Genomic DNA, 22,808 nt, shown 5'->3' with positions numbered 1-22,808 from the left:
AAGGCTTCATCAGTCAGTTGTTTGCCTCGGCAGACAGCTCAACCGCCAGCAGCGATGAATCGCTGCTGGCGCGTTACCGCGCGGGCGACGGCGCGGCGTTCGAGATCTTGTACGCGCGCCATCGGCAGGGGCTGTATCGGTTTCTGCTCGGCTTGAGCGGCAAAGCGGAACTGGCCGACGAAGTGTTTCAGGAAACCTGGCTGAGCCTGATCCGCAGCACCAGTCAGCCACAAGGCCGGGCGACATTTCGCACGTGGCTGTTCCAGATTGCCCGCAATCGCCTCATCGACCACTGGCGCAAACACGGCGCCCGGCAACCGCTGCACGAAAGCTACGAGGAGCAAAATCACGCGATCAGCGATGAGGCAAATGATCCCGAACAACTGCTGACTCTCAGCCGTGACAGCCAGCGCCTGGAAAGCGCCCTGCAAACCCTGCCCGCCGACCAACGCGAAGTGTTCCTGCTGCGCGCCCACGGCGACCTCGACCTGGCACAAATCGCCAGCCTCACCGAAACACCGCTGGAAACCGTCAAAAGCCGCTTGCGCTACGCCCAGCAAAAACTGCGTCGGCTGCTGGCCGAGGAGGTACTGACATGACTGACGCCCGCCAGAATCCCGAAGAACAACTGCTCAAGCATTACCGCGAGCAACAGCATGCCGAGCCACCCGTACACCTTGATGCGTTTATTCGCGAGGCTGCCCGTCGCGAAACCCCGCCATCGCAGCCAGGCTTGTGGCAACGCTGGCTCGACGCCTGCCGTAAACCACGCTGGCAAGTGGCGTTCGCCAGTCTCGTTGGTGTCGCCCTGATGTTATCGCTGGTACAACGCGCGCCCGAGCCGCAAGGGCAATTCGACTTCGCCCCGGCTGCCAAACCCGCCGCACCGCTGATGCGTAAACAAGCCCCCGAAGCATTGTCAGCACCCGCCGGTGGCATGGCCGCGCCCGCGCCAATGGCGGAAATGGCCGCGCCGCTGCAAAGCGAAGTAATCAGCGCTGACGAAGCCAAAGTCAGCAAACGCGCCGCAGCCCCGGCCAATGGCCTCGACGCGCAACTGCGCGAAGTCTTGCGCCTGCGCGAATCCGGTCAATCGCAGGCCGCCGACAGCCTGTTCAACAACCTGCACAAACGCTACCCGAACGCCGATCTCGACGCTCGACTCCTACAGTTGCAGAAAAAATGAACGCCTGATCCCCCAGCCATTTGGCATTGCCCTGCAAAAACGCGCACTATCGGGCTATTGCCAATGCGCTGGAGGACAACGTGGCAGCAAAAATTGACCGCATTGCCCAACTGCTCAACTGCCCGGACAAGGGCGAAGAGATGCGGCGTGCGATTACCGAGACGCGTAAGGAGTTTCTGCTTAACCAGTCGGAAGAGGATGTCGTTGATGAAGACGACGTTTTTGAAGAGGAGGTTGAGGAGGAAGAAGACGACGATGATTACGACGAGTTCGACTGGACGACGGAGTGACGTCGTTCAGGTGCTTTTGCAACGCCCACAAAAAAGCCCCGGACCATCACAGTCCGGGGCTTTCTCGTTTAAATCAATGGTGCACCAGGCGGGATTCGAACCCACGACCCCTGCCTTCGGAGGGCAGTACTCTATCCAGCTGAGCTACTGGTGCAGCGGGCGACATCATACCTAGGTCGGCTCGGGGCGTCCATGCTGGGTTTGAGCAGGTATTGTCAGTGCGCGTGTCGGCGCAAATCGCGGTATTCCATAAAGCGGTAACGTCCTGCAAAACCCTCGCTTGGCGCTTTCGCGGGACTGTTCTATGGTTTTGCTGCGGCAGAGGCTTTAGGCTCGTTGATCTGAAAAATTCCACAAACACGCCGTTTTTGTTCTTTTTTTCGAACGACCTATTGTCCTTTAACCCCTTTGATCCTACGATCCGTTTGAGATTTCAAACGCTCGTTGACCGGGCGTTGAAGCGCCGGTGTTTCGAATCGTGCACTGTCGATGCGCCACACCCGGTCACTGATTTCCCTGACGGCAGCCTTGCGAGGCGCCTTTCTACAATCATAATTTGCTCCGCGCAGGCCGCGGTGCTGTTAAGGAAAGCCGACATGCAGCTTAAAGACACCCTGTTGTTCCGCCAGCAAGCCTTCATTGATGGCGCTTGGGTCGATGCGGACAACGGTCAGACGATCAAGGTCAACAACCCGGCCACCGGCGAAATCCTCGGTACCGTGCCAAAAATGGGCGCCGCCGAAACCCGCCGTGCCATCGAAGCCGCTGACAAGGCGCTGCCGGCCTGGCGTGCCCTGACCGCCAAAGAGCGTGCCGGCAAGCTGCGTCGCTGGTTCGAGCTGATGATCGAGAACCAGGACGACCTCGCGCGCCTGATGACCCTCGAGCAGGGCAAGCCGCTGGCCGAAGCCAAAGGCGAAATCGTTTACGCCGCTTCGTTCATCGAGTGGTTCGCCGAAGAAGCCAAGCGCATCTACGGTGACGTGATTCCGGGCCACCAGCCAGACAAGCGCCTGATCGTAATCAAGCAGCCGATCGGCGTGACCGCAGCTATCACTCCGTGGAACTTCCCGGCGGCGATGATCACTCGTAAAGCCGGCCCGGCGCTGGCTGCCGGTTGCACCATGGTGCTCAAGCCTGCTTCGCAAACGCCGTTTTCCGCTTTCGCCTTGGCCGAACTGGCTCAGCGCGCGGGTATTCCTGCGGGCGTGTTCAGCGTGGTCTCCGGCAGCGCTGGCGACATCGGCAGCGAGCTGACCAGCAACCCGATCGTGCGCAAGCTGTCCTTCACCGGCTCGACCGAAATCGGTCGTCAGCTGATGTCGGAATGCGCCAAGGACATCAAGAAAGTCTCGCTGGAACTGGGCGGCAACGCGCCGTTCATCGTGTTCGACGACGCGGACCTGGATAAGGCCGTCGAAGGCGCGATCATTTCCAAGTACCGCAACAACGGGCAGACCTGCGTCTGCGCCAACCGTTTGTACATTCAGGACTCGGTCTACGACGCGTTCGCCGAGAAGCTGAAAGTGGCCGTGGCCAAACTGAAGATCGGTAACGGTCTGGAAGACGGCACCACCACGGGTCCGCTGATCGACGAAAAAGCCGTGGCCAAGGTGCAAGAGCACATCGCTGACGCCGTAGCCAAAGGCGCCACCGTGCTGGCTGGCGGCAAGCCAATGGAAGGCAACTTCTTCGAGCCGACCATCCTGACCAACGTGCCGAAAAACGCAGCTGTGGCCAAGGAAGAAACCTTCGGTCCGCTGGCGCCGCTGTTCCGCTTCAAAGACGAAGCCGAAGTGATCGCGATGTCCAACGACACCGAGTTCGGTCTGGCCTCCTACTTCTACGCTCGCGACCTCGGTCGTGTGTTCCGTGTCGCGGAAGCGCTGGAATACGGCATGGTTGGCGTCAACACCGGGCTGATCTCCAACGAAGTCGCGCCGTTCGGCGGCATCAAGGCCTCGGGCCTGGGCCGTGAAGGCTCCAAGTACGGCATCGAAGATTACCTGGAAATCAAATACCTCTGCCTGGGCATCTAAGCCCTGTAAGAGATCGCTGCAAACGCAAAGGGCACGAGAGCGCTGTCCCTTTGCGTCGTTTTAAACCGGAATTTTCTCTGCGGCCAGAAACGCCGTGGCAGTCGATCATCGCATGCTGCCACCGTCGATTTCTCCCGCTTAATCCTTGAACCACGCCGCCCGATGAGCGGCGAATGAGGACTGTAATGAGCAAGACTAACGCTGAACTGATGGCCCGTCGTACCGCAGCTGTTCCACGTGGTGTTGGCCAGATTCACCCGATCTTCGCTGAATCGGCGAAGAACGCTACTGTGACTGACGTTGAAGGTCGTGAGTTCATCGACTTCGCTGGCGGTATCGCCGTGCTGAACACCGGCCACGTGCACCCGAAAATCATCGCGGCCGTGACCGAACAGCTGAACAAGCTGACCCACACCTGCTTCCAGGTACTGGCTTACGAGCCGTACGTTGAGCTGTGCGAAAAAATCAACGCCAAGGTTCCGGGTGATTTCGCCAAGAAAACCCTGCTGGTCACCACCGGTTCCGAAGCCGTGGAAAACGCCGTGAAAATTGCCCGTGCCGCCACTGGCCGTGCCGGCGTGATCGCGTTCACCGGCGCTTACCACGGTCGCACCATGATGACCCTGGGCCTGACCGGTAAAGTCGTGCCTTACTCGGCCGGCATGGGCCTGATGCCAGGCGGCATCTTCCGCGCGCTGTACCCGAACGAACTGCACGGCGTGAGCATCGACGATTCGATCGCTTCCATCGAGCGCATCTTCAAGAACGACGCCGAGCCGAAAGACATCGCCGCGATCATCATCGAGCCTGTACAGGGTGAAGGTGGTTTCTACGTTGCGCCGAAGGAATTCATGAAGCGTCTGCGTGCTCTGTGCGACCAGCACGGCATCCTGCTGATCGCTGACGAAGTACAAACTGGCGCTGGCCGTACCGGCACTTTCTTCGCCATGGAACAGATGGGCGTTGCTGCCGACCTGACCACTTTCGCCAAATCCATCGCTGGCGGCTTCCCGCTCGCCGGTGTTTGCGGCAAAGCCGAATACATGGACGCCATCGCACCAGGCGGCCTGGGCGGCACCTACGCCGGTAGCCCGATCGCTTGCGCCGCGGCCCTGGCCGTGATGGAAGTGTTCGAAGAAGAACAACTGCTGGATCGCTGCAAGGCTGTCGGCGAGCGTCTGGTCACTGGCCTGAAAGCTATCCAGGCCAAGTATCCGGTGATCGGCGAAGTGCGTGCCCTGGGCGCAATGATCGCGGTCGAGCTGTTCGAAAACGGCGACAGCCACAAGCCAAACGCGGCTGCAGTGGCGTCTGTTGTGGCCAAGGCGCGCGACAAGGGTCTGATCCTGCTGTCCTGCGGCACCTACGGCAACGTTCTGCGCGTACTGGTACCGCTGACCTCGCCGGACGAGCAACTGGACAAAGGTCTGGCGATCATCGAAGAGTGCTTCTCGGAGCTGTAAGCCCCGTCGCTGTGATCGGATAGACAAAAACCCGCTTCGGCGGGTTTTTTTTCGCCCCGCGAACATATCAATTGCTTTAGCGCTGTATCGAAAGGCCAGCATTGGCTAAGGTTCAGGCATTGCAAGGGAGAGCGCGCATGACTGCCGTTGATTTACCCGCCGTACCCCGAGTGCTGATTGCCGAGGCCGATCCGTGGTCCCGGGACCTGCTCAAACAAGTGCTGCTGAACGTGCGTTGCGATGCACGGATAGACCTGTGCGCCGACGGGCAGCAAGCTCTGTCATTGCTCAGTGAAGTACCGTATGACCTCGCTATCGTCGATTGGGAGTTACCCGGCATCGACGGTTTGAACGTGTTGCGCAGCGTGCGTCAGCGCAAACGCAACCCGCCGCTGCCGTTCATTCTGCTGAGCAGCCGCAACGACAGCGCCAGCGTGCGCGAAGCGATTCCGTTGGCACCGACGGCCTATCTGACCAAACCACTGAACATGGAAAGCCTGACCGAGCGACTACAGGGCTTGTTGCTCAATGCCGGTGAAGAGGTGCTCTGTGAGGTGCCGACATTGGCGCCGGGCATGACCTTGTCGGTATTCCTTGAGCGCCGTCGTGAGCTGGCCGATGGTGCGCCGCTGATGACCGATGTGCAGGTGGCGGTGAAACGCAGCCTCAATCCCAACGGGCTGGATCTGAAGCTGTTGGAAGATGAGATCAAGACCGATCCACAAATCACGGCAGTGCTGATCGCTGCAGCCAACAGCGCGGCGCAGCACCATGGCGCGCCGGTGCAAACACTGGCTCAAGCCCTGCATCGCCTGGGCACCGGACAGAGCATGAACCTGATTCTGGGGCTGGCACTCAAGCGCAGCGCCAGGCTCAGTGATCCGTGCCTGGCAGACTACGCCGAGCGTTATTGGGGACTGTCGCTGCACACCGCCGAATATGCCCGCACGTTGGCGCGTTTGCTCGATCTGGATCAGGAGCGCTGTTACTGCGCGGGCATGCTGCATCGCCTCGGTGATCTGGCGTTGCTGCGTTGTCTGCAGGAGTGGAAACAGGCCGGCGGAGAGCTGGATGAGTGGGAGGAGGTGGGCGATGCGCTGGCGGAGTTCGGCGCGGCCTACGGTTCGGCCCTGCGCACCCGCTGGCGATTGCCGCTGGAGCTGCGGGAGTTGATTGCGTCGGTCTACCAGCTCGGCGGCGGGGTGTATTCCCGCGAGGCACTGGTGATGAACATGGCGGCGCAGATGGCCCGCTTGACCGAGCATGAAGGCGTTGAGGAACTGGCGAAGAGCCGCACGGCGCGGTTGCTCAAGATCGGCTTGCCGGAATTGATGCGGATGCGCAAATAACCCGGATTCACCGGCATTCCAAATGTGGGAGCGAGCCTGCTCGCGAAGGCGGAGTGTCATTCAGCACATCATTATCTGATAAGACGCTTTCGCGAGCAGGCTCGCTCCCACAGTAGGTTTGTGTTGAGGCGCGGGACGGTGTCAGGCAGAGATGATGCGATTCTTGCCCTGCCGTTTGGCTTCATACATCGCTGCATCCGCGCGGGCGAACAGGCTGTCGAGGCTTTCGTCGGCCTCGGTCAGGCCGGTCAAGCCCTGACTGACAGTGATACTAAATGTCTGGCCGTCATTGCTGAAACTCAATCGCTGAATCTCCTGCCGCAGCCGTTCAGCCACCTGCATGGCCATGTCCGGCGCACAACCGGGAAACACTGCCGCAAATTCTTCCCCGCCTATCCGCCCGAACAGATCGCCTCGGCGTAACGATCCGCGTCCGCACTCGGCAATCCGCTGCAACACGTTATCGCCCTCCGGGTGGCCGTAGGTGTCGTTGATCATTTTGAAATCATCGATATCCAGCAGTAGAAAGGCCATTTGCGCACCCTGTAACCGCGCTTCTTCGAACTCACGGTTGGCGCACTCGAAGAAGTGGCGGCGATTGCTGCTTTGCGTCAGCACGTCAGTGGTCGCCAAACGGTGCAGCTCGGTTTCCATTTGCTTCTTGTCAGTAATGTCTTCGGCGATGCCGACGATGATCACTGGCTGCCCGGGCTCGTCCTGACGGTTGATGAAGCATTTATCGCTGAGCCAGCGCACCTGGCCGTCGGCAGCGATGATCCGGTATTCGCGATCTTCCACCGCACCTTTGTGCAGGACTTCGGCGAGGCTGCGTTCGGCGTAGTCGAGGTCGTCGGGGTAGATGCTGTCGCGCCACTGGTTGTAGTCGGCGAGCAGCAGGCCGGCGGAACGGCCGAAAATCCGCTCGTAGGCGGGGCTGACGTACAGCACCTGCCGGGTTTCCCAGTTGAAGGCCCAAAGCACGGCATTGACGCTGAACAGCAAGGAGCTGAACAGCTGCTCGCGTTCGCTCAGACGGGCGACTTCACCTTGGGCGTGCATCAACGCCATCAGGGTTTGCGCGGCCTCGGGCCACTGCGGGAAGGATGAGTCTTTTTGATTGTTGTTGACCATCGGCACAGATCTCAGAGGGCGTGCCGCGTCGACAACAACGGCCACACCTAAGCCCGCCGGAATGGCGAAGTCTTTGAGATAGGGGATTTTGTGCTTAGTTCCGCGCTTTTGTGGCGAGGGAGCTTGCTCCCGCTGGGCGGTCAAGGCGACGCGTTTCATCAGAAAAAACGCGTCGTCCGGTTTTGCGGCTGCTTCGCAGCCGAGCGGGAGCAAGCTCCCTCGCTACAGGGGCAGCCGTTACGCTGCGGGGCGCAGCGAGTAGGTTTTCAACTGATCAGCAAATTCGCGCAGAGACTGGATGCCGCTGGCTTCGGCCTCGTGAATCCACTCTTTGATGGCCGCGAGCATGTCGTGGCCATTTGCGCTGGTCTTGACCCAGATCTGCTGCAGGGCCAGGCGTTTTTCGTAAATTACCTTCAGTGCCTGGCTGTGCTCGAGCATGGTCTGGATGCGCAAGTGATGACGATCTTCCAGCAGGCTGGTTTCCCGCGACAGCAGACGTTTGGCGCGGTGGAACTGGTGACGTACCGAATGATCGACCTTGGCCAGCTCTTGCTTGACCAGCGGGCCGATCACCAATTTGCGGTACTGGGCCATGATCTGGAAGCGGTTGTTGAGGATGGCCATGGCGGTGTCCATGTCCAGATTGCCCTTGCCTTCGACACGGTGGGCGATCGGCGCGACACGCTGAACCTTGGCCAGACGCAGGAAGCAGAAGACTTTGATCCACGCCCAACCGAGGTCGAACTCCCACTTTTTCACCGACAGCTTGGCCGAGTTAGGGTAGGTGTGATGGTTGTTGTGCAGTTCTTCGCCGCCGATCAGGATGCCCCATGGCACCAGATTGGTCGCCGCGTCGCGGCATTCGAAGTTGCGATAGCCGACCGCATGGCCCAGGCCGTTGATCACGCCGGCGGCCCACACCGGGATCCACATCATCTGGATCGCCCAGATGGTGATGCCGATGGTGCCGAACAGCAGCAGGTCGATAACGCCCATGATCGCCACGCCGAGCAGCGGGTAGCGGCTGTAGACGTTGCGCTCGATCCAGTCTTCGGGGCAGTTCTTGCCGTAGATGCGCAGGGTTTCCGGGTTCTGCGCTTCGGCACGATACAGCTCGGCGCCGGTGCGCAGTACGGTGGAAAGGCCTTTGATAACCGGGCTGTGCGGGTCATCCTCGGTTTCGCATTTAGCGTGGTGTTTACGGTGGATGGCGGTCCACTCGCGAGTGTTCTGCGCCGTGGTCAGCCACAGCCAGAAACGGAAGAAGTGCTTCAGGCCGGCATTCAGCTCCAGCGAGCGATGGGCCGAGTAGCGGTGCAGATAGACCGTGACGGCGACAATTGTCACGTGGGTCATCAGCAGGGTGACTGCGACCAGAGACCAGGCCGACAAGCCAAGAAAACCTTCGTACCACATAGGCTATAGGGCCCTCGATAAAGATAAAAACAGCCGTTGCATTATCACTAAGCACACAGATAAAACCAGTCGCCCTTTCAGATAAGAGTCGCTGGATGTTTCTTGACCTATAATTCCAACCTTTTTGTGGGGACATGGATAGCCGAATGCGTGCCACTTACCGCGATGCTTTGCGTGCAGCGCTGCTCTATCTCGTGTTTGCCGCTGTCTGGCTGCAGGGAACTGATCATTTATTAAACAAATTCTTCGATAACTCTGTCGATCTTGCCCGATGGCAACTGATCAACGGTTACGTGTTTGCGGCGCTCAGCGCCGGGCTGATCTTTCTGGCGCGGGCGCGCTTGTGCGAGTTCCTCGGGATTGGCGCGCGTTTGCGCGAGCGCCACGCTGATCGCGAACGCTTGCGTCAGGCGGCAGCGGTGTTCGATTGCACCCGCGAAGGCGTGTTGGTGACCAACCATCGCGGCCTGATCGTGCACGTCAATCGCGCGTTCATCGAGATCACCGGTTATCAGCGCGAAGAAGTCCTCGGACAGCAGCCGAGCCTGTTCAAGTCCGGCCATCATCCGCCGGGGTTCTATCAAGCGATGTTCGCCACTCTGGAATCGCAGGGCGAATGGAGCGGCGAAATCTGGAACCGGCGTAAATGCGGCGAGATTTATCCACAGTGGCAAACCATACGGGTCATTCACGATGATCAGGGCCGGCTCAGCCATTACGTCGCGGTGTTTTCCGACATCAGCGCGATCAAGGATTCCGAGCATGAACTCAAACACCTTGCGCACCACGATCCGCTGACCGATCTGCCCAATCGCCTGCTGTTCAGCGACCGCGCCGAACAGGCGCTGGCCTCGGCGCAGATCCACAAGCGCGGCTGTGCGTTGCTGATGCTCGATCTCGATCATTTCAAAATGATCAACGACAGCCTCGGCCATAACGTCGGCGATCGCTTGCTCAAGGCAGTAGCGGCGCGCCTGCAAGAACTGTTTGGCCCCGGCATTAGCTTGGCGCGCCTGGGCGGCGACGAGTTCGCGGTGCTCGCGGAAAGTTGTCCACAGCCGGTGCAGGCAGCGGCGCTGGCGCAACGGATTCTCGATGCGCTGAAGGAACCGTTCAGCATCGATGGCCATCAGCTGTTCATCAACGCCAGCCTCGGCATCAGCCTGTTTCCCAGCGACGCGCTGAGTGCCGACCAACTATTGCGCAATGCCGATGCGGCGTTGTTCAAGGCCAAGAGCAGCGGCCGCAACGGCTACGCCTTGTACACCGAAGAGCTCACCGCCCACGCTCAGCAACGGGTGGAGATTGCATTCGAGCTGCGCCGGGCGCTGGAGCAGCAGGAACTGCGGGTGTACTACCAACCGGTGCATGACTTGAAAACCAGGCGCCTGATCGGCGTCGAAGCCTTGGTGCGCTGGCAGCATCCGCTGCGCGGTCTGGTGTCGCCGGCGGAATTCATCCCGATTGCCGAGCGTACCGGGTTGATCGCCGACATCGACGCGTGGGTGATGCAGCAGGCGTGCCGGCAGATGTGCCAATGGCAACAGGACGGGGTGGTGTTGTCATTTGTTGCGGTGAATGTGTCGTCTCGGCTGTTTGCCCGGCGTGAGTTGTACCAGCAGGTGGCGCAGGTGCTGCACGACACCGGGCTGGATCCGGCGTATCTGGAGCTGGAAGTCACCGAAAGCGCGGTAATGGATGATCCGGAAGTGGCGCTGGAGCAGATGCACCGTTTGCGCGAGTTGGGTATTCGTCTGGCCATCGATGATTTCGGCACGGGTTACTCGTCACTGCTGCGGCTCAAGCGCTTGCCGGTGCAGAAATTGAAGATCGATCAGGGTTTCGTTGCCGGGTTGCCGTGGGATGAGGATGACGCGGCGATCGTCCGGGTGATCATCGCGCTGGCCCGGAGCATGGGCATGCAGGTGCATGCCGAGGGCATCGAGCAGGTAGAGCAGGCGGCGTTTCTGCTCGAGCAGGAATGTGATCTGGGGCAGGGCTACTGGTTTGGGCGGCCGGTGCCGGCGGCGGAGATTGATTGGGCGCGCGCACCGGTTATCGGTTGAGACCGAATCTGTGGCGAGGGAGCTTGCTCCCGCTCGAGTGCGAAGCGCGCGCCTTTTTTGGGCCTGCTGCGCAGCCCGGCGGGAGCAAGCTCCCTCGCCACAGGGGTTGCGGTGTTCTTGAGTACCGGGAAAGCGCGCAAACCCTTGTCCCGTCAGATAATGTTTTTTCAGTTATATAAACATTCTTAAATAGTCTTTTTAAGAATATCTGCGCCTCTCTTATATTGCTCCCACGCCGAACGCAGTGCCGCCCACTGCCAGGCATATCCCATTCAAGGAGCAGCACCATGAGCGCATCCCTTCGCAGCGTTGACGGTCAGGACGAAACCACCATTTTGCGTGAAATCCAGAGCGCCCTGCGCGATCTGCGTTTCGGCGCGGTGGAGATCACTGTGCACAACGCGCAAGTCGTACAGATCGAACGCAAAGAGAAATTCCGTTTGCAGCAGCCCGGTAAGCAACCGGGCTAAAAGATCGCAGCCTGCGCCAGCTCCTGCGGGGAGCTTTATGTAGGAGCTGCCGAAGGCTGCGATCTTTGAACCGGCACACCGGATTTGCGCAATACATAAGAAAAAGCCACCACCCAGAATTCCAGGAGCTTTCACCATGTCGTCGATTCGCCGTTACGCTTTGGCCGCCCTGGCCAGTGCTGTGTTTGCCGGTTCCGCGGTTGCCAAGGATTACGAACTGCTCAACGTGTCGTATGACCCGACGCGCGAGCTGTATCAGGACTACAACGCTGAATTCATCAAGTTCTGGCAGAAAGATCACGCCGGCGACACCGTGAAAATCCAGCAATCCCATGGTGGTTCGGGCAAGCAGGGCCGCGCAGTGATCGACGGTCTGCGCGCCGACGTTGTGACCCTGGCGCTGGCCGGCGACATCGACGAAATCGCCAAACTCGGCAAGACCCTGCCCGCCGACTGGCAGAAGCGTTTGCCGGATGCCAGCACCCCGTACACCTCGACCATCGTGTTCCTGGTGCGCAAGGGCAACCCGAAAGGCATCAAGGACTGGGGCGATCTGATCAAGAACGACGTCTCGGTGATCACCCCGAACCCGAAAACCTCCGGCGGTGCGCGCTGGAACTTCCTCGCCGCATGGGCCTACGGTCTGAAAGCCAACGGCGGCAGCGAAGAAAAAGCCAAAGAATACGTACAGACCCTGTTCAAGCACGTGCCAGTGCTGGACACCGGTGCGCGCGGCTCGACCATCACGTTCGTCAACAACGGTCAGGGTGACGTGTTGCTGGCGTGGGAAAACGAAGCGTTCCTGGCACTGAAAGAAGATGGCGGCGCCGACAAGTTCGACATCGTCGTGCCTTCGCTGTCGATCCTCGCCGAGCCGCCAGTGGCCGTGGTCGACAAGAATGCCGAGAAGAAGGGCAACGCGCAGATCGCCGAAGCTTATCTGAAGCACCTGTACAGCCCGGCCGGTCAGGAAATTGCCGCGAAGAATTTCTACCGTCCGCGTGATAAGGACGTGGCCGCCAAGTACGCTCAGCAGTTCCCGAAACTGGAACTGGTGACTATCGACAAGGATTTCGGCGGCTGGAAAACCGCGCAGCCGAAATTCTTCAACGACGGTGGCGTGTTCGACCAGATTTATCAGGCGCAGTAATCTCACTCGAAACTAGCCTTGAGCTCAGGCACAAAACATGTAGGAGCTAGCCTTTGTGGTGAGGGGATTTATCCCCGATCGGCTGCGAAGCAGTCGCAAAACAATTGGATGCGGTGTATTTGATTGACCGCGTTTTCTGGTTTTGGGGCAGCTACGCTGCCCATCGGGGCGGTGCGACGTTTCGCTAAATCCCCTCACCACAGGCTCGCTCCCACATTGATGCGTTTTTAACCAGGGACTTTTATGTCGCGTCGTATCTCCCCCGTCATACCCGGCTTCGGGCTGACGCTGGGCTACACCTTGGTGTACCTCAGCCTGATTGTGCTTATCCCGCTGGCGGCGATGTTCGTCCACGCCGCCCAACTCACCTGGGATCAGTTCTGGACGATCATTTCCGCGCCGCGGGTGCTGGCCGCTCTGAAGCTGAGCTTCGGTACCGCGCTGTGTGCCGCGATCATCAACGGCATCATCGGTACTCTGCTGGCCTGGGTGCTGGTGCGCTACACCTTTCCAGGGCGCAAGGTGATCGACGCGATGATCGATCTGCCGTTCGCCCTGCCGACCGCAGTGGCCGGTATTGCGCTGACCGCGCTGTACGCGCCGGCCGGGCTGGTCGGTCAGTTCGCCGCCGACCTCGGTTTCAAAATCGCTTACACCCCACTCGGTATCACTCTGGCGCTGACCTTCGTGACCCTGCCGTTCGTGGTGCGCACGGTGCAGCCGGTACTGGCCGACATTCCCCGCGAAGTCGAAGAGGCCGCCGCGTGCCTCGGTGCGAAGCCATGGCAGGTGTTTCGCCACATCCTCGTTCCCGCATTGTTGCCCGCCTGGCTGACCGGTTTTGCCTTGGCGTTCGCGCGTGGCGTCGGCGAGTACGGTTCGGTGATTTTCATTGCCGGCAACATGCCGATGAAAACCGAGATCCTGCCGCTGCTGATCATGGTCAAACTCGACCAGTACGATTACACCGGCGCTACCGCCATCGGCGTGTTGATGCTGGTGGTTTCCTTTGTCCTGTTGCTGCTGATCAACTTGCTGCAGCGGCGCATCGAAACCCCATAAGGAGGCGCGAACATGTCCCAATCGTCTATTGCGGCCGCCTCTTCGGCCAACGCCGCGCGCCGTGGCAGCGCCACTTCGCGCAGAATCCTGATCGGTCTTGGCTGGCTGATCTTTTTCCTGTTTCTGCTGCTGCCATTGTTCATCGTGGTATCGCAGGGTTTGAAGAATGGCCTCGGTGCATTCTTCACCGCGATCTTTGAACCGGATGCACTGTCGGCACTGAAACTCACCGTGTTCGCCGTACTGATTTCGGTGCCGCTGAACCTGGTGTTCGGTGTCAGCGCCGCGTGGTGCGTGAGTAAATACTCGTTCCGTGGCAAGAGCATGCTGGTGACGCTGATCGACCTGCCGTTCTCGGTCTCGCCGGTGATCGCCGGTCTGGTCTACGTGCTGATGTTCGGCGCCCAGGGCCTGTTCGGGCCGTGGCTGCAGGATCACGACATTCAGATCGTCTTCGCCTTGCCGGGCATCGTGCTGGCGACGATCTTCGTCACCGTACCGTTCGTAGCCCGCGAGTTGATTCCACTGATGCAGGAACAAGGCACGCAGGAAGAGGAAGCCGCGCGCCTGCTCGGCGCCAACGGCTGGCAGATGTTCTGGCACGTCACCGTCCCCAACATCAAATGGGGCCTGATCTATGGCGTGGTGCTGTGTACCGCGCGGGCCATGGGTGAGTTCGGTGCGGTGTCGGTGGTCTCCGGGCACATTCGCGGGGTGACCAACACCTTGCCGCTGCACGTCGAGATTCTCTACAACGAATACAACCACGTGGCCGCGTTCGCCGTGGCGAGCCTGTTGCTGATCCTGGCGCTCTTCATCCTGCTGCTCAAGCAGTGGAGCGAAAACCGTATCAACCGCCTGCGCGCCAGCGCCGCGGAGGAATAATTCATGTCGATCGAAGTGCGTAACGTCAGCAAGAATTTCAATGCGTTCAAGGCGCTGGACAACATCAGCCTGGATATCCACAGCGGTGAGCTGGTGGCGCTGCTCGGCCCGTCGGGCTGCGGCAAGACCACCCTGCTGCGGATCATCGCCGGGCTGGAAACCCCGGATAACGGCAACATCGTGTTCCACGGTGAGGACGTCTCCGGCCACGATGTGCGTGATCGCAACGTCGGTTTCGTGTTCCAGCATTACGCCTTGTTCCGCCACATGACCGTGTTCGACAACGTCGCATTCGGCCTGCGCATGAAACCGAAAAACCAGCGCCCGAGCGAAAGCCAGATCGCGGCCAAGGTTCACGAGCTGCTGAACATGGTGCAACTGGACTGGTTGTCGGATCGTTATCCGGAGCAGTTGTCCGGTGGTCAGCGTCAGCGTATCGCGTTGGCTCGTGCCTTGGCGGTGGAGCCGAAAGTGCTGCTGCTGGACGAGCCGTTCGGCGCCCTCGATGCCAAGGTGCGCAAGGAACTGCGCCGCTGGCTCGCACGCCTGCATGAAGACATCAACCTGACCTCGGTATTCGTGACCCACGACCAGGAAGAAGCGATGGAAGTCGCTGACCGTATCGTGGTGATGAACAAGGGTGTGATCGAGCAGATCGGCTCGCCGGGCGACGTCTACGAAAATCCGGCCAGCGATTTCGTTTATCACTTCCTTGGTGATTCGAACCGCTTGCTGTTGAGCGACGACAACCACGTGCTGTTCCGCCCGCATGAAGTGTCGCTGTCCAGGCATGAGCTGGAAGATCACCACGCCGCTGAAGTGCGCGATATCCGGCCGTTGGGTGCGACCACGCGGGTGACGCTGAAAGTCGAAGGGCAGACGGATCTGATTGAGGCCGAAGTGGTGAAAGACCATGACAGCCTGATCGGGCTGGCCAAGGGTGAGACGTTGTTCTTCAAGCCGAAGGTCTGGCAGAAAGTCGCCAGCCTTTAAGATTAAAAGATCGCAGCCTGCGGCAGCTCCTACAGGGGTTTCGGTTGGTCACACATTTGTGATCGACCAAACCCATTGTAGGAGCTGCCGAAGGCTGCGATCTTTTAAGCGGCCTAAGCCGCCGCTTTGCGATTCGGATTGACTCGCACCACCCCCGCCCGCGCTTCGATCTGCTCTTTCAATTCATGGCGCATCCCGAGCAAGAACGCCACCTCGGCCACGACAAACAACGGCCCGACAATCAGCCCCGACACATCATCGACAAATGCCGGTTTGCGCCCTTCATAGTGATGCCCTACAAACTGGATCACCCAGCCGATCACAAACATCGCCAGGCCGCTGCTCAGCCAGACCAGGGTGCTCTGCTGCGCCAGCACATGCCCGGCCCAGACCGATAGCCCCATCAGCACCGTCATCAAGACGCCCAATTTCACTTCCAGCCGCAAATAAAACCACGCCGAGGCCAGCGCCACGACAACGGCGGGAGATAGCCACAACACGCCCAGCGACCATTCCGGCCGCGACAACAACACGGCCACGGCCACCACAATCAGCGGAATGCCGATAAAGTGGCTGGCGATATTGCGCGGATCACGGTGGTAGGCGGCGTATTGACTGAGATGGTCGACGAGGCTTTTCATTGTTGTTCCTCCGGTAGGGTTGATCGCATCATCCCTCGGGATAAGGGTTCGCTCTGTCAGGCAGGCGACAATCCAGGAGTGTTTATGCAAATACGTTCACGGCTGATGAGCGGCCAGTGGTTCAGTCATCTGCCGGTGTCCTTTCAGGATAGTCTGCTGACGGCAGCGCGGGAGCGGCGGCTGACGGCGGGGCAGCGCTTGTTCCAGCGCGGCGATCCACCGTGCGGCTTGTACGCAGTACTCGACGGCGCCGTGCGTATCGGTGCGGTGAGCGAGCAGGGCAAGGAGGCGTTGTTGAGTCTGGTGGAAGCGCCGCACTGGTTCGGCGAAATCTGCCTTTTTGACGGCCAGCCACGTACACATGATGCCTACGCCGTCGGGCCGTGCACCTTGCTCAATATTCCGCAGGCGACGCTGCTGAAACTGCTCGATGAACATCCGGTGTACTGGCGGCATCTGGCACTGCTGATGAGCCACAAACTGCGCCTGACCTTCATCAACCTCGAACAACTGAGCCTGCTGCCGGCCCCGGCACGTCTGGCCCATCGACTGCTGATGATCGCCGAAGGCTATGGCGAACTCGACGCGCCACGCCGCGTTCTGCAACTGCCACAGGAGCAGTTGGCGTCGATGCTGTCGCTGTCGCGGCAGACCACCAACCAGATTCTCAAGGATCTGCAGGGGCAGGGGATTATCGGGCTTGGGTACGGCGAGATTGAAATCCTTGATGCCGTGCGATTGCGTGCCCTGGCCACGATCTGACGGGCACCTGAGATCCCCTGTGGGAGCGAGCCTGCTCGCGAAAGCGGTGGGTCATTCAACGGTGATGTCGACTGAACCGACGCCTTCGCGAGCAGGCTCGCTCCCACATTTTTGATCTGTGTTGATTCAGGAGCCGCGATAGGTCGAGAAGCCGTACGGGCTGAGCAGCAGCGGGATGTGGTAATGCTGATCGGTCTGCTTCACTTCGAAGATCACCGGAATCTCCGGGAAGAACGTGTCGTGCTTGGTTTTCTTGAAGTACTCGCCGGTCTTGAACACCACCCGGTATTCACCTGCTTCAAAAGGCTGTTTGGCCGGGAACAGTTCGGCAATCCGCCCTTGTTCATTGGTCGTGCCCTGAGCCAACGGCTGCCAGTTCTCACCAACGTGTTTCTCCAGCGTCACGTTGATGCCCGGCGACGGCAGGCCGTTTTCCAGATTGAGGACGTGCACGCTCAGGGGATTGCCGGCAGCCAGAGCCAGGCTGGAAAAAGCGCTCAGGCCGAGCGCGGCGAAGGTCATGCGCAAAGTGCTCATGGATGCATCTCCTTATTGGGAACGGGTAGTGGCCAGACCGGTTTTCTCGGCAGCCGTGATTGCACAGTTTTCGTCTTGCTCACCGCCGCCAGAGCCGGCCACGCCGATGGCGCCAACCAGCTCGGAGCCGAGGAACAGCGGGATGCCGCCGCCGAGCAGCAGCAACTCGTCGAGAGTGTTGAGGTTGGCGGTTTCCGGATTGCTGCGAGCACGTTCGGCGAACAGCCGGGTGGCGGTTTTGGTCGACAGCGCGGTGTACGCCTTGCGTTGGCTGGCGGCAGTGTTGTGCGGGCCGACGCCATCGCCACGCAGGGTCACCAGCAGGTTGCCGCCCCGATCGAGCACCGACACCGTGCCGGTGCAGTTGGCCAATGCGCTGTCGGCGAGCAGTCGTGCGGTTTTCAGGTCGAGGTCGGCGTGGCGTGGTAGTTCAGGGCTGGCAACGGCGACGCCACTGAGGCCGATCATCAGGCTTGCAACGAGGTATTTGACGGTCATGGGCAGGCTCCAAAAGCGAAGGTGGTCACCTTAAGCGCCGCTCTTCGTCAGAACCTCGTCAGTCTGATTACAAGTTTGTAATGGGCAACGCCGCCGAAGGCGCCTAGCCTGTACGCCTGATCAATCGAGGTGTGCCATGCGTTTGCTGGTCGTAGAAGATGAAGCCAAAACCGCGAATTTCCTCGCCAAAGGCCTGGGCGAGTCGGGTTTTGCCGTGGACGTGGCGCTCAATGGCCTCGATGGGCGCTACTTTATCGAGCAACAGGCATATGACCTGATCATCCTCGACGTGATGCTGCCCGGCCTTAACGGTTGGCAATTGTTGCAACTGATCCGCCAGCGCGGCGCCACGCCAGTGCTGTTCCTCACCGCCAAGGACGCCATTGAAGACCGCGTGCGCGGCCTCGAGCTGGGCGCTGACGATTACTTGCTCAAACCGTTCGCCTTCGCCGAACTGCTCGCGCGGGTGCGCACGTTGCTACGGCGCGGGCCGATGCGCGAAGCTGAGTCGTACAGCATCGCTGATCTGGAAATCGATGTGCTGCGCCGCCGCGTCAGCCGTGGTGGCCAGCGCATTGCCCTGACCAACAAGGAGTTCGCCCTGCTGCAATTGCTCGCCAGTCGTCAGGGCGAAGTGTTGTCGCGCACGCTGATTGCCTCGCAGGTGTGGAACCTGAATTTCGACAGCGACACCAACATGGTCGAAGTCGCGGTGCGGCGTCTGCGCGCGAAGGTTGATGACCCGTACATGCCGAAACTGATCCACACCGTGCGCGGCGTTGGTTATCAACTGGAAGCCCCCGACGATGCGCTCTAGGTCGATCGCCTGGCGCCTGGCGCTGGCGTTCGCGATGGTCTGCGCTTCGGTGTTGAGCGCGATTGGCGTGTTTCTCTACCGTTCGCTTGCGTCGGAAATCGCCTGGCGCGACGACCTCGCGCTGCTCGGTCGACTGGAACAAGTGCGCGCCTTGCTCGCCGACAGCGACAGCCTCGATGCCCTGCAGGCGCGGCCACGGCTGTATCAAAACATGCTCGGCAATCTCGACAGCCTGTTGCTGGTGCGCCGCGCCGATGGTTCCAGCGTGATCGCCATCAATCCCCGTCAACGCGAGCTGCCGACGCTCAACGCAATCCCCCGCGAGCAAGCGCCGCAACGCCGCGACGTGATGACCTGGCAAGCGCCGGACGGTGCTGCACTGGCGCTGTTATCAGGTGCAGCGCAAGGGCCGAACGGCGAGCCGCTGACAGTCATCGCCGGCAAGGTGCTGAGCGAGCGCGAGCAGATGCTCGCCAGTTACCGTTTGCGCTTGTATCTGGCCGTTGGCCTCGGTGCGTTGCTCGCCTTTGCCTTGGGCTTGCTGTTGCTGCGCCGGGGTTTGCGACCGTTACGGCAGTTGAGCGCAGCCGTGCGTGGCATTGATCTGCGCAGCCTCGATCAACGCTTGCCCGCCGCCGGTACGCCGACTGAACTGCTTGAACCGGTGCAGGCGCTCAACGGCATGCTGGCGCGGCTGGACGACAGTGTGCAGCGTCTGTCGCAGTTCTCCGCCGACCTCGCCCACGAGATTCGTACGCCGCTGCACACCTTGTTGGCGAGTAACGGGCAGGCCTTGAATCATCCGCGCAGCACCGAGGAGTATCAGGAAGTCCTCGCCTCGAACATGGAAGAGTTCGAACGTCTCAAGCGCATGGCGGAAAACCTGATGTTCCTTGCCCGCGCCGAGCAGGCCGAGCGCGCGCTGAACCTGCAAGCGCTGGATTTGCACAGCGTTGGCGGTGAACTGTGTGATTACTTTGAAGCCTTGGCCGATGACCGCAATCTGCGCCTGGACAACCAACTGCACGGTGAGCTGCTCGCCGATCAACAACTGCTGCAACGTGCGCTTGGCAATCTGCTGGCGAATGCCGTGCGCCACGCTGACTCCGCAACCGTGATCAGCCTGCATCGCCGCGATGAGTCGGGGTGGTGCTGGTTGCAGGTGCAAAATTACGGTCCGGTGATTGCGCCGGAGCATCTGGGCAAACTGTTCGACCGTTTCTACCGTGTCGATCCTTCGCGCGCGGAGCCGGGGGATTCGGGTGGGTTGGGGTTGGCGATTGTGCAGTCGATCATGCAGTTGCATGGTGGGCAGGTGCGGGTGAGCAGTGATGTTGGCGGCACCATTTTTGAGCTGGGCTTTGCGGTGATCCGGTGACAGCTTCTTGATCATTCTAAATTAGGCTAAGCTTGGTCAATGACTGCATCAAATATGATGCAAAATTAAGAAATAATCTAAGTTTGCATCGTAAATAATGCAGGATTTCGTCATGGAACAGCTCGGTGAGTTGATTAGAGCTTTGCGCAAGGCAAGCAAGTTGTCGCAGCAGGCGCTGGCCCAGCAATACGGCATGAGTCGCGCAACCATCTCGGGAATCGAAAACAACACGGTCTCGGAAATCGGTTTGCGCAAGGTGGAAGCGATCCTGAACGGGTTCGGCTATGAGTTGATGGCGGTTCCTCGTCAGTCTCGCCGCCCGACGCTTGATGCGCTGCAAAAAGTAAATTTCCATGACTGAATCGACGGATCGATTGAACGTCTGTGTCGGTGGGCAAATAGTGGGAACACTGGGGCGCGGGCAGGATCGCGCGGATAGCGTCTTCAGTTACCGCGAAGAGGCCAGTGACAAAAACGCCGTGTCACTGACAATGCCGTCCCGTCTGGAAACTTATGGTTGGGAGCATGGTATCCATCCGGTCTTCGAGATGAATTTGCCTGAGGGTGCGCTGCGTGATGAGCTGGTCCGGCGCTTCAGTAAAGCGGTTCGTGGTTTCGATGACTTTGCATTGTTGGCGATCGTCGGTCCTTTTCAACTCGGTCGTTTGTCAATTGCCAACGCATCGCGGGCGGATCGCCCGCCCGAAACGTCATTGACCGATCTGCTGGTGCACGATGGCGCGGAAGGCTTGTTTGAGGATCTGTTGCAAACCTATGGTCAGTATTCCGGGGTTTCAGGTGTGCAGCCCAAAGTGCTGGTACGTGACAGTACTGCTGCGATTGATCGCCTGACTCATCGAGGGTCAACCCATCTGGTCAAAGCGTTTCGTGCCGATGAATATCCGCAGTTGGCAACCAACGAATACTTCTGCATGCGTGCCGCGCAGCACTGCGGGCTTGAAGTGCCAAAGTTCGAGCTCAGCGAGCATGGCAAATTTCTGGTAATCGAGCGCTTTGACTTGAGCCCTACGGGCTACCTCGGTTTCGAGGACTTCTGCGTACTCAATGGTTGGTCATCGAAGGCCAAATACGACGGCTCTTACGAAGGTGCGGCCCGGCAGATCAAAGCATTTGTGTCACCCGCGCTGCTCAATCTGGCGCTGGAAGCATTTTTCAAAATAGTGGCTTTGTCCGCAGGCCTGAAAAACGGCGACGCGCATCTAAAAAATTTCGGCGTGCTTTACGAAAACTGCGGCGAAGAATCAGCAATCAGACTCGCCCCCGCATATGACATCATCACCACCTCGGTCTACATAAAGAACGACAGTATGGCGTTGCTGTTGGGTGGTTCGAAGGCCTGGCCAAAGCACAAAATGCTGGTGCGCTTTGGTCGAACGGCCTGCAATCTGACCGAAGCGCGTTGCAATGAATTACTGCAGCAAGTCGCTAATGGCATGCAGGTAACGATGGGCGAAATGGCCGAGTACAGCGCAGGTCATCCAGCGTTCGCTGAGCTGGGTGCTGCGATGATCGAACAATGGTTAGCCGGTATGGCGCGCAGCCTGATTAAAAGCTGACGATCAGCGCAAGCCATCACGAAACTGCCCCGGCGTCATCCCCGTCCAGCGCTTGAACGCGCGGCTGAAGCTGCTGGTGTCGGCAAAACCCAGCAAATAACTCACCTCACTCAAAGAGCACTGCGGATCGCGCAGGTGCAGCAGCGCCAGATTCTCCCGGCTCTCGTTGAGCAAAGTATCGAAGCGACAACCTTCATCCGCCAGATGCCTTTGCAGGCTGCGCAAACTCAGGTGCAACGCCTGAGCAATCCGTTCGGCACTGGGCTCACCTTCCGGCAGTTGTTCTTCAATGGCATCGCGAACCTTGCGCTCCCAGGTCAGTGGTTTGAGCTGGGCCATCGTGCGTTTGAGCACCGCTTCGTTGTGTTCGGCGAGTTCCGGGTTGGCGTCGTCGAGGTGGCTGTCGAAGTCGGCGAGGGCGAACTCCAGGCGATCCTCGACGCAGCCGAAATGCACCGGAGCGCGAAAGACTTTGTGCCATTGGTGCGCATCGCTCGGTTCCGGGCGGCGCAGATATACGGCCAATGGCGCGTAATCGCGGCCGAGGCGATTGCGGCAGGTGCGCACGTAGATCGCGGTGAACGCGTCGATGGCTTCGAAGGCCGGCGCCGGATTGCCTGACGGAATTTTCAGACGGAATTGGTAGCGGTCTTCACTGCGGCTCAGCTCCAGTTCCAGCGCATCGCTGACCACCGGGTGATAGCGCACGATGCGTTCGAACACTTCGCGCAGGCTGCCACTGGCCACCAGCGCATAACCGAGCGCGTGGAACGTGGTTGGGCTGACAAAGCGCGACACGCGCAGACCAATCGCCGGGTCGCCGCTGATCTGCACGGCAATTTCCCACAGGCGCGTGGTGCCGGAGAGTGGATAGCGCGCGTTGGGGTCGTCCATCAGTTGCGGGTCGAGCCCGGCCTGTTGGCACAGCGCAATGCTGTCCAGCCCCAGCGCATCGAGTTGTTTGCGCAAGGCACGGGTCCAGCTGGCGAGAGAGGTCGGTTCCTTCATGCTGATTGGCGCTTCCGGTCAACAGGTTGGCGTTCTCGGCTACCGCGATACAAGGCCTGACGAGGCACGATGCGAACATCCATAAAC

23 protein-coding genes and 1 tRNA gene are annotated in these 22,808 nt (G+C 59.9%); 17 read left to right on the top strand and 7 right to left on the bottom strand.

The window, feature by feature from the left end:
• Positions 1 to 17 precede the first annotated feature (17 nt).
• From BK670_RS09245 to BK670_RS09235, 3 genes are read left to right on the top strand one after another with little or no spacing between them, the layout of a single operon-like run.
• Complete coding sequence (locus BK670_RS09245; protein ID WP_185036753.1) at positions 18 to 599, top strand: RNA polymerase sigma factor; 582 nt, start codon at positions 18 to 20, stop codon at positions 597 to 599.
• A complete protein-coding gene (locus BK670_RS09240) occupies positions 596 to 1,186 on the top strand; it encodes a hypothetical protein (protein WP_123449522.1) in 591 nt (196 codons plus the stop codon). The genes BK670_RS09245 and BK670_RS09240 overlap by 4 nt, the downstream gene beginning before the upstream one ends.
• 20 nt (positions 1,187 to 1,206) lie before the next feature.
• Positions 1,207 to 1,476 (top strand): hypothetical protein, encoded by a 270-nt coding sequence (locus BK670_RS09235; protein ID WP_259697542.1) that lies wholly within the window; start codon positions 1,207 to 1,209, stop codon positions 1,474 to 1,476.
• Between the two features lie 77 nt (positions 1,477 to 1,553).
• Here the strand turns inward: BK670_RS09235 and BK670_RS09230 are convergent.
• A tRNA-Arg gene (locus BK670_RS09230) sits at positions 1,554 to 1,630 on the bottom strand.
• 442 nt (positions 1,631 to 2,072) lie between these two features.
• On the opposite strand from BK670_RS09230, the gene gabD reads away from it, so the two are divergent.
• The 3 genes from gabD (at position 2,073) to BK670_RS09215 (ending at position 6,327) form a co-directional block, all read left to right on the top strand.
• Positions 2,073 to 3,515, top strand: a complete 1,443-nt coding sequence (gene gabD, locus BK670_RS09225; protein ID WP_093440380.1) for an NADP-dependent succinate-semialdehyde dehydrogenase — start codon at positions 2,073 to 2,075, stop codon at positions 3,513 to 3,515.
• 185 nt (positions 3,516 to 3,700) lie between these two features.
• Positions 3,701 to 4,978 (top strand): 4-aminobutyrate--2-oxoglutarate transaminase, encoded by a 1,278-nt coding sequence (gene gabT / locus BK670_RS09220; protein WP_007917687.1) that lies wholly within the window; start codon positions 3,701 to 3,703, stop codon positions 4,976 to 4,978.
• Between the two features lie 137 nt (positions 4,979 to 5,115).
• On the top strand, positions 5,116 to 6,327 hold the full coding sequence (locus BK670_RS09215) for a response regulator (protein WP_123449520.1): 1,212 nt from the start codon (positions 5,116 to 5,118) through the stop codon (positions 6,325 to 6,327).
• Between the two features lie 141 nt (positions 6,328 to 6,468).
• Here the strand turns inward: BK670_RS09215 and BK670_RS09210 are convergent, their stop codons facing one another.
• On the bottom strand, positions 6,469 to 7,458 hold the full coding sequence (locus tag BK670_RS09210) for a GGDEF domain-containing protein (RefSeq protein WP_123449519.1): 990 nt from the start codon (positions 7,456 to 7,458) through the stop codon (positions 6,469 to 6,471).
• Positions 7,459 to 7,695: 237 nt separating this feature from the next.
• Entirely contained in the window at positions 7,696 to 8,877 is a 1,182-nt protein-coding gene (gene desA / locus BK670_RS09205) for a delta-9 fatty acid desaturase DesA (protein WP_123449518.1), read from the bottom strand.
• Positions 8,878 to 9,023: 146 nt separating this feature from the next.
• On the opposite strand from desA, the gene dibA reads away from it, so the two are divergent.
• The 6 genes from dibA to BK670_RS09170 all read left to right on the top strand — a co-directional run bounded on the left by dibA (position 9,024) and on the right by BK670_RS09170 (position 15,503).
• Positions 9,024 to 10,943 carry a phosphodiesterase DibA gene (gene dibA, locus BK670_RS09200; protein ID WP_123449517.1) on the top strand — a complete coding sequence of 640 codons (1,920 nt, stop codon included), beginning with the start codon at positions 9,024 to 9,026 and terminating at the stop codon, positions 10,941 to 10,943.
• Between the two features lie 287 nt (positions 10,944 to 11,230).
• Positions 11,231 to 11,413 (top strand): sulfur starvation response protein OscA, encoded by a 183-nt coding sequence (gene oscA, locus BK670_RS09190; RefSeq protein ID WP_034151822.1) that lies wholly within the window; start codon positions 11,231 to 11,233, stop codon positions 11,411 to 11,413.
• A 136-nt stretch (positions 11,414 to 11,549) separates the two neighbouring features.
• Entirely contained in the window at positions 11,550 to 12,563 is a 1,014-nt protein-coding gene (locus BK670_RS09185) for a sulfate ABC transporter substrate-binding protein (protein WP_123449515.1), read from the top strand.
• A gap of 243 nt (positions 12,564 to 12,806) precedes the next feature.
• The gene (gene cysT / locus BK670_RS09180; RefSeq protein WP_007917680.1) at positions 12,807 to 13,625 is read left to right on the top strand and encodes a sulfate ABC transporter permease subunit CysT; all 819 of its coding nucleotides are present in this window, start codon (positions 12,807 to 12,809) and stop codon (positions 13,623 to 13,625) included.
• Between the two features lie 12 nt (positions 13,626 to 13,637).
• Positions 13,638 to 14,510, top strand: a complete 873-nt coding sequence (cysW, locus tag BK670_RS09175; protein WP_007917679.1) for a sulfate ABC transporter permease subunit CysW — start codon at positions 13,638 to 13,640, stop codon at positions 14,508 to 14,510.
• A 3-nt stretch (positions 14,511 to 14,513) separates the two neighbouring features.
• Positions 14,514 to 15,503, top strand: a complete 990-nt coding sequence (locus BK670_RS09170) for a sulfate/molybdate ABC transporter ATP-binding protein (RefSeq protein WP_123449514.1) — start codon at positions 14,514 to 14,516, stop codon at positions 15,501 to 15,503.
• A gap of 113 nt (positions 15,504 to 15,616) precedes the next feature.
• On the opposite strand, the gene BK670_RS09165 is transcribed toward BK670_RS09170, so the two are convergent.
• A complete protein-coding gene (locus BK670_RS09165) occupies positions 15,617 to 16,144 on the bottom strand; it encodes an Mpo1 family 2-hydroxy fatty acid dioxygenase (RefSeq protein WP_123449513.1) in 528 nt (175 codons plus the stop codon).
• 84 nt (positions 16,145 to 16,228) lie between these two features.
• Between BK670_RS09165 and BK670_RS09160 the strand changes: the two genes are divergently transcribed.
• Positions 16,229 to 16,906 (top strand): Crp/Fnr family transcriptional regulator, encoded by a 678-nt coding sequence (locus tag BK670_RS09160; protein WP_123449512.1) that lies wholly within the window; start codon positions 16,229 to 16,231, stop codon positions 16,904 to 16,906.
• Between the two features lie 126 nt (positions 16,907 to 17,032).
• Here BK670_RS09160 and uraH read toward each other — a convergent pair whose 3' ends face one another.
• Together uraH and BK670_RS09145 are read right to left on the bottom strand one after the other, a co-directional pair.
• The gene (gene uraH / locus BK670_RS09150; protein WP_123449511.1) at positions 17,033 to 17,443 is read right to left on the bottom strand and encodes a hydroxyisourate hydrolase; all 411 of its coding nucleotides are present in this window, start codon (positions 17,441 to 17,443) and stop codon (positions 17,033 to 17,035) included.
• Between the two features lie 12 nt (positions 17,444 to 17,455).
• A complete protein-coding gene (locus BK670_RS09145) occupies positions 17,456 to 17,941 on the bottom strand; it encodes a GlcG/HbpS family heme-binding protein (RefSeq protein WP_123449510.1) in 486 nt (161 codons plus the stop codon).
• Positions 17,942 to 18,077: 136 nt separating this feature from the next.
• Between BK670_RS09145 and BK670_RS09140 the strand changes: the two genes are divergently transcribed.
• The 4 genes from BK670_RS09140 to BK670_RS09125 all read left to right on the top strand — a co-directional run bounded on the left by BK670_RS09140 (position 18,078) and on the right by BK670_RS09125 (position 21,713).
• Positions 18,078 to 18,758, top strand: a complete 681-nt coding sequence (locus BK670_RS09140; RefSeq protein ID WP_123449509.1) for a heavy metal response regulator transcription factor — start codon at positions 18,078 to 18,080, stop codon at positions 18,756 to 18,758.
• A complete protein-coding gene (locus BK670_RS09135; RefSeq protein ID WP_123449508.1) occupies positions 18,748 to 20,136 on the top strand; it encodes a heavy metal sensor histidine kinase in 1,389 nt (462 codons plus the stop codon). The genes BK670_RS09140 and BK670_RS09135 overlap by 11 nt, the downstream gene beginning before the upstream one ends.
• A gap of 112 nt (positions 20,137 to 20,248) precedes the next feature.
• Positions 20,249 to 20,497 (top strand): helix-turn-helix domain-containing protein, encoded by a 249-nt coding sequence (locus BK670_RS09130; RefSeq protein WP_123449507.1) that lies wholly within the window; start codon positions 20,249 to 20,251, stop codon positions 20,495 to 20,497.
• Entirely contained in the window at positions 20,490 to 21,713 is a 1,224-nt protein-coding gene (locus BK670_RS09125; RefSeq protein ID WP_123449506.1) for a type II toxin-antitoxin system HipA family toxin, read from the top strand. Before BK670_RS09130 ends, BK670_RS09125 begins: the two co-directional genes overlap by 8 nt.
• 3 nt (positions 21,714 to 21,716) lie before the next feature.
• Here the strand turns inward: BK670_RS09125 and BK670_RS09120 are convergent, their stop codons facing one another.
• Entirely contained in the window at positions 21,717 to 22,721 is a 1,005-nt protein-coding gene (locus BK670_RS09120) for an AraC family transcriptional regulator (RefSeq protein ID WP_123449505.1), read from the bottom strand.
• Between the last annotated feature and the right edge of the window lie 87 nt (positions 22,722 to 22,808).

The organism is Pseudomonas fluorescens (assembly GCF_003732425.1).
GTDB lineage: Bacteria > Pseudomonadota > Gammaproteobacteria > Pseudomonadales > Pseudomonadaceae > Aquipseudomonas > Aquipseudomonas fluorescens_BE.
The sequence above is the reverse complement of the archived record's forward strand: the minus strand, read 5'-3'. Positions and strand labels throughout refer to the sequence as shown.

What these genes read in the sequence shown, in the direction of transcription:
- desA (WP_123449518.1), bottom strand. Translation starts at nt 8,877, where the DNA reads ATGTGGTACGAAGGTTTTCTTGGCTTGTCGGCCTGGTCTCTGGTCGCA.
- BK670_RS09130 (WP_123449507.1), top strand. Translation starts at nt 20,249, where the DNA reads ATGGAACAGCTCGGTGAGTTGATTAGAGCTTTGCGCAAGGCAAGCAAG.
- cysT (WP_007917680.1), top strand. Translation starts at nt 12,807, where the DNA reads ATGTCGCGTCGTATCTCCCCCGTCATACCCGGCTTCGGGCTGACGCTG.
- BK670_RS09145 (WP_123449510.1), bottom strand. Translation starts at nt 17,941, where the DNA reads ATGACCGTCAAATACCTCGTTGCAAGCCTGATGATCGGCCTCAGTGGC.
- BK670_RS09135 (WP_123449508.1), top strand. Translation starts at nt 18,748, where the DNA reads ATGCGCTCTAGGTCGATCGCCTGGCGCCTGGCGCTGGCGTTCGCGATG.
- BK670_RS09170 (WP_123449514.1), top strand. Translation starts at nt 14,514, where the DNA reads ATGTCGATCGAAGTGCGTAACGTCAGCAAGAATTTCAATGCGTTCAAG.
- BK670_RS09240 (WP_123449522.1), top strand. Translation starts at nt 596, where the DNA reads ATGACTGACGCCCGCCAGAATCCCGAAGAACAACTGCTCAAGCATTAC.
- BK670_RS09215 (WP_123449520.1), top strand. Translation starts at nt 5,116, where the DNA reads ATGACTGCCGTTGATTTACCCGCCGTACCCCGAGTGCTGATTGCCGAG.
- BK670_RS09165 (WP_123449513.1), bottom strand. Translation starts at nt 16,144, where the DNA reads ATGAAAAGCCTCGTCGACCATCTCAGTCAATACGCCGCCTACCACCGT.
- BK670_RS09185 (WP_123449515.1), top strand. Translation starts at nt 11,550, where the DNA reads ATGTCGTCGATTCGCCGTTACGCTTTGGCCGCCCTGGCCAGTGCTGTG.
- uraH (WP_123449511.1), bottom strand. Translation starts at nt 17,443, where the DNA reads ATGAGCACTTTGCGCATGACCTTCGCCGCGCTCGGCCTGAGCGCTTTT.
- BK670_RS09140 (WP_123449509.1), top strand. Translation starts at nt 18,078, where the DNA reads ATGCGTTTGCTGGTCGTAGAAGATGAAGCCAAAACCGCGAATTTCCTC.
- BK670_RS09210 (WP_123449519.1), bottom strand. Translation starts at nt 7,458, where the DNA reads ATGGTCAACAACAATCAAAAAGACTCATCCTTCCCGCAGTGGCCCGAG.
- gabD (WP_093440380.1), top strand. Translation starts at nt 2,073, where the DNA reads ATGCAGCTTAAAGACACCCTGTTGTTCCGCCAGCAAGCCTTCATTGAT.
- dibA (WP_123449517.1), top strand. Translation starts at nt 9,024, where the DNA reads ATGCGTGCCACTTACCGCGATGCTTTGCGTGCAGCGCTGCTCTATCTC.
- BK670_RS09160 (WP_123449512.1), top strand. Translation starts at nt 16,229, where the DNA reads ATGCAAATACGTTCACGGCTGATGAGCGGCCAGTGGTTCAGTCATCTG.
- BK670_RS09120 (WP_123449505.1), bottom strand. Translation starts at nt 22,721, where the DNA reads ATGAAGGAACCGACCTCTCTCGCCAGCTGGACCCGTGCCTTGCGCAAA.
- oscA (WP_034151822.1), top strand. Translation starts at nt 11,231, where the DNA reads ATGAGCGCATCCCTTCGCAGCGTTGACGGTCAGGACGAAACCACCATT.
- cysW (WP_007917679.1), top strand. Translation starts at nt 13,638, where the DNA reads ATGTCCCAATCGTCTATTGCGGCCGCCTCTTCGGCCAACGCCGCGCGC.
- gabT (WP_007917687.1), top strand. Translation starts at nt 3,701, where the DNA reads ATGAGCAAGACTAACGCTGAACTGATGGCCCGTCGTACCGCAGCTGTT.
- BK670_RS09125 (WP_123449506.1), top strand. Translation starts at nt 20,490, where the DNA reads ATGACTGAATCGACGGATCGATTGAACGTCTGTGTCGGTGGGCAAATA.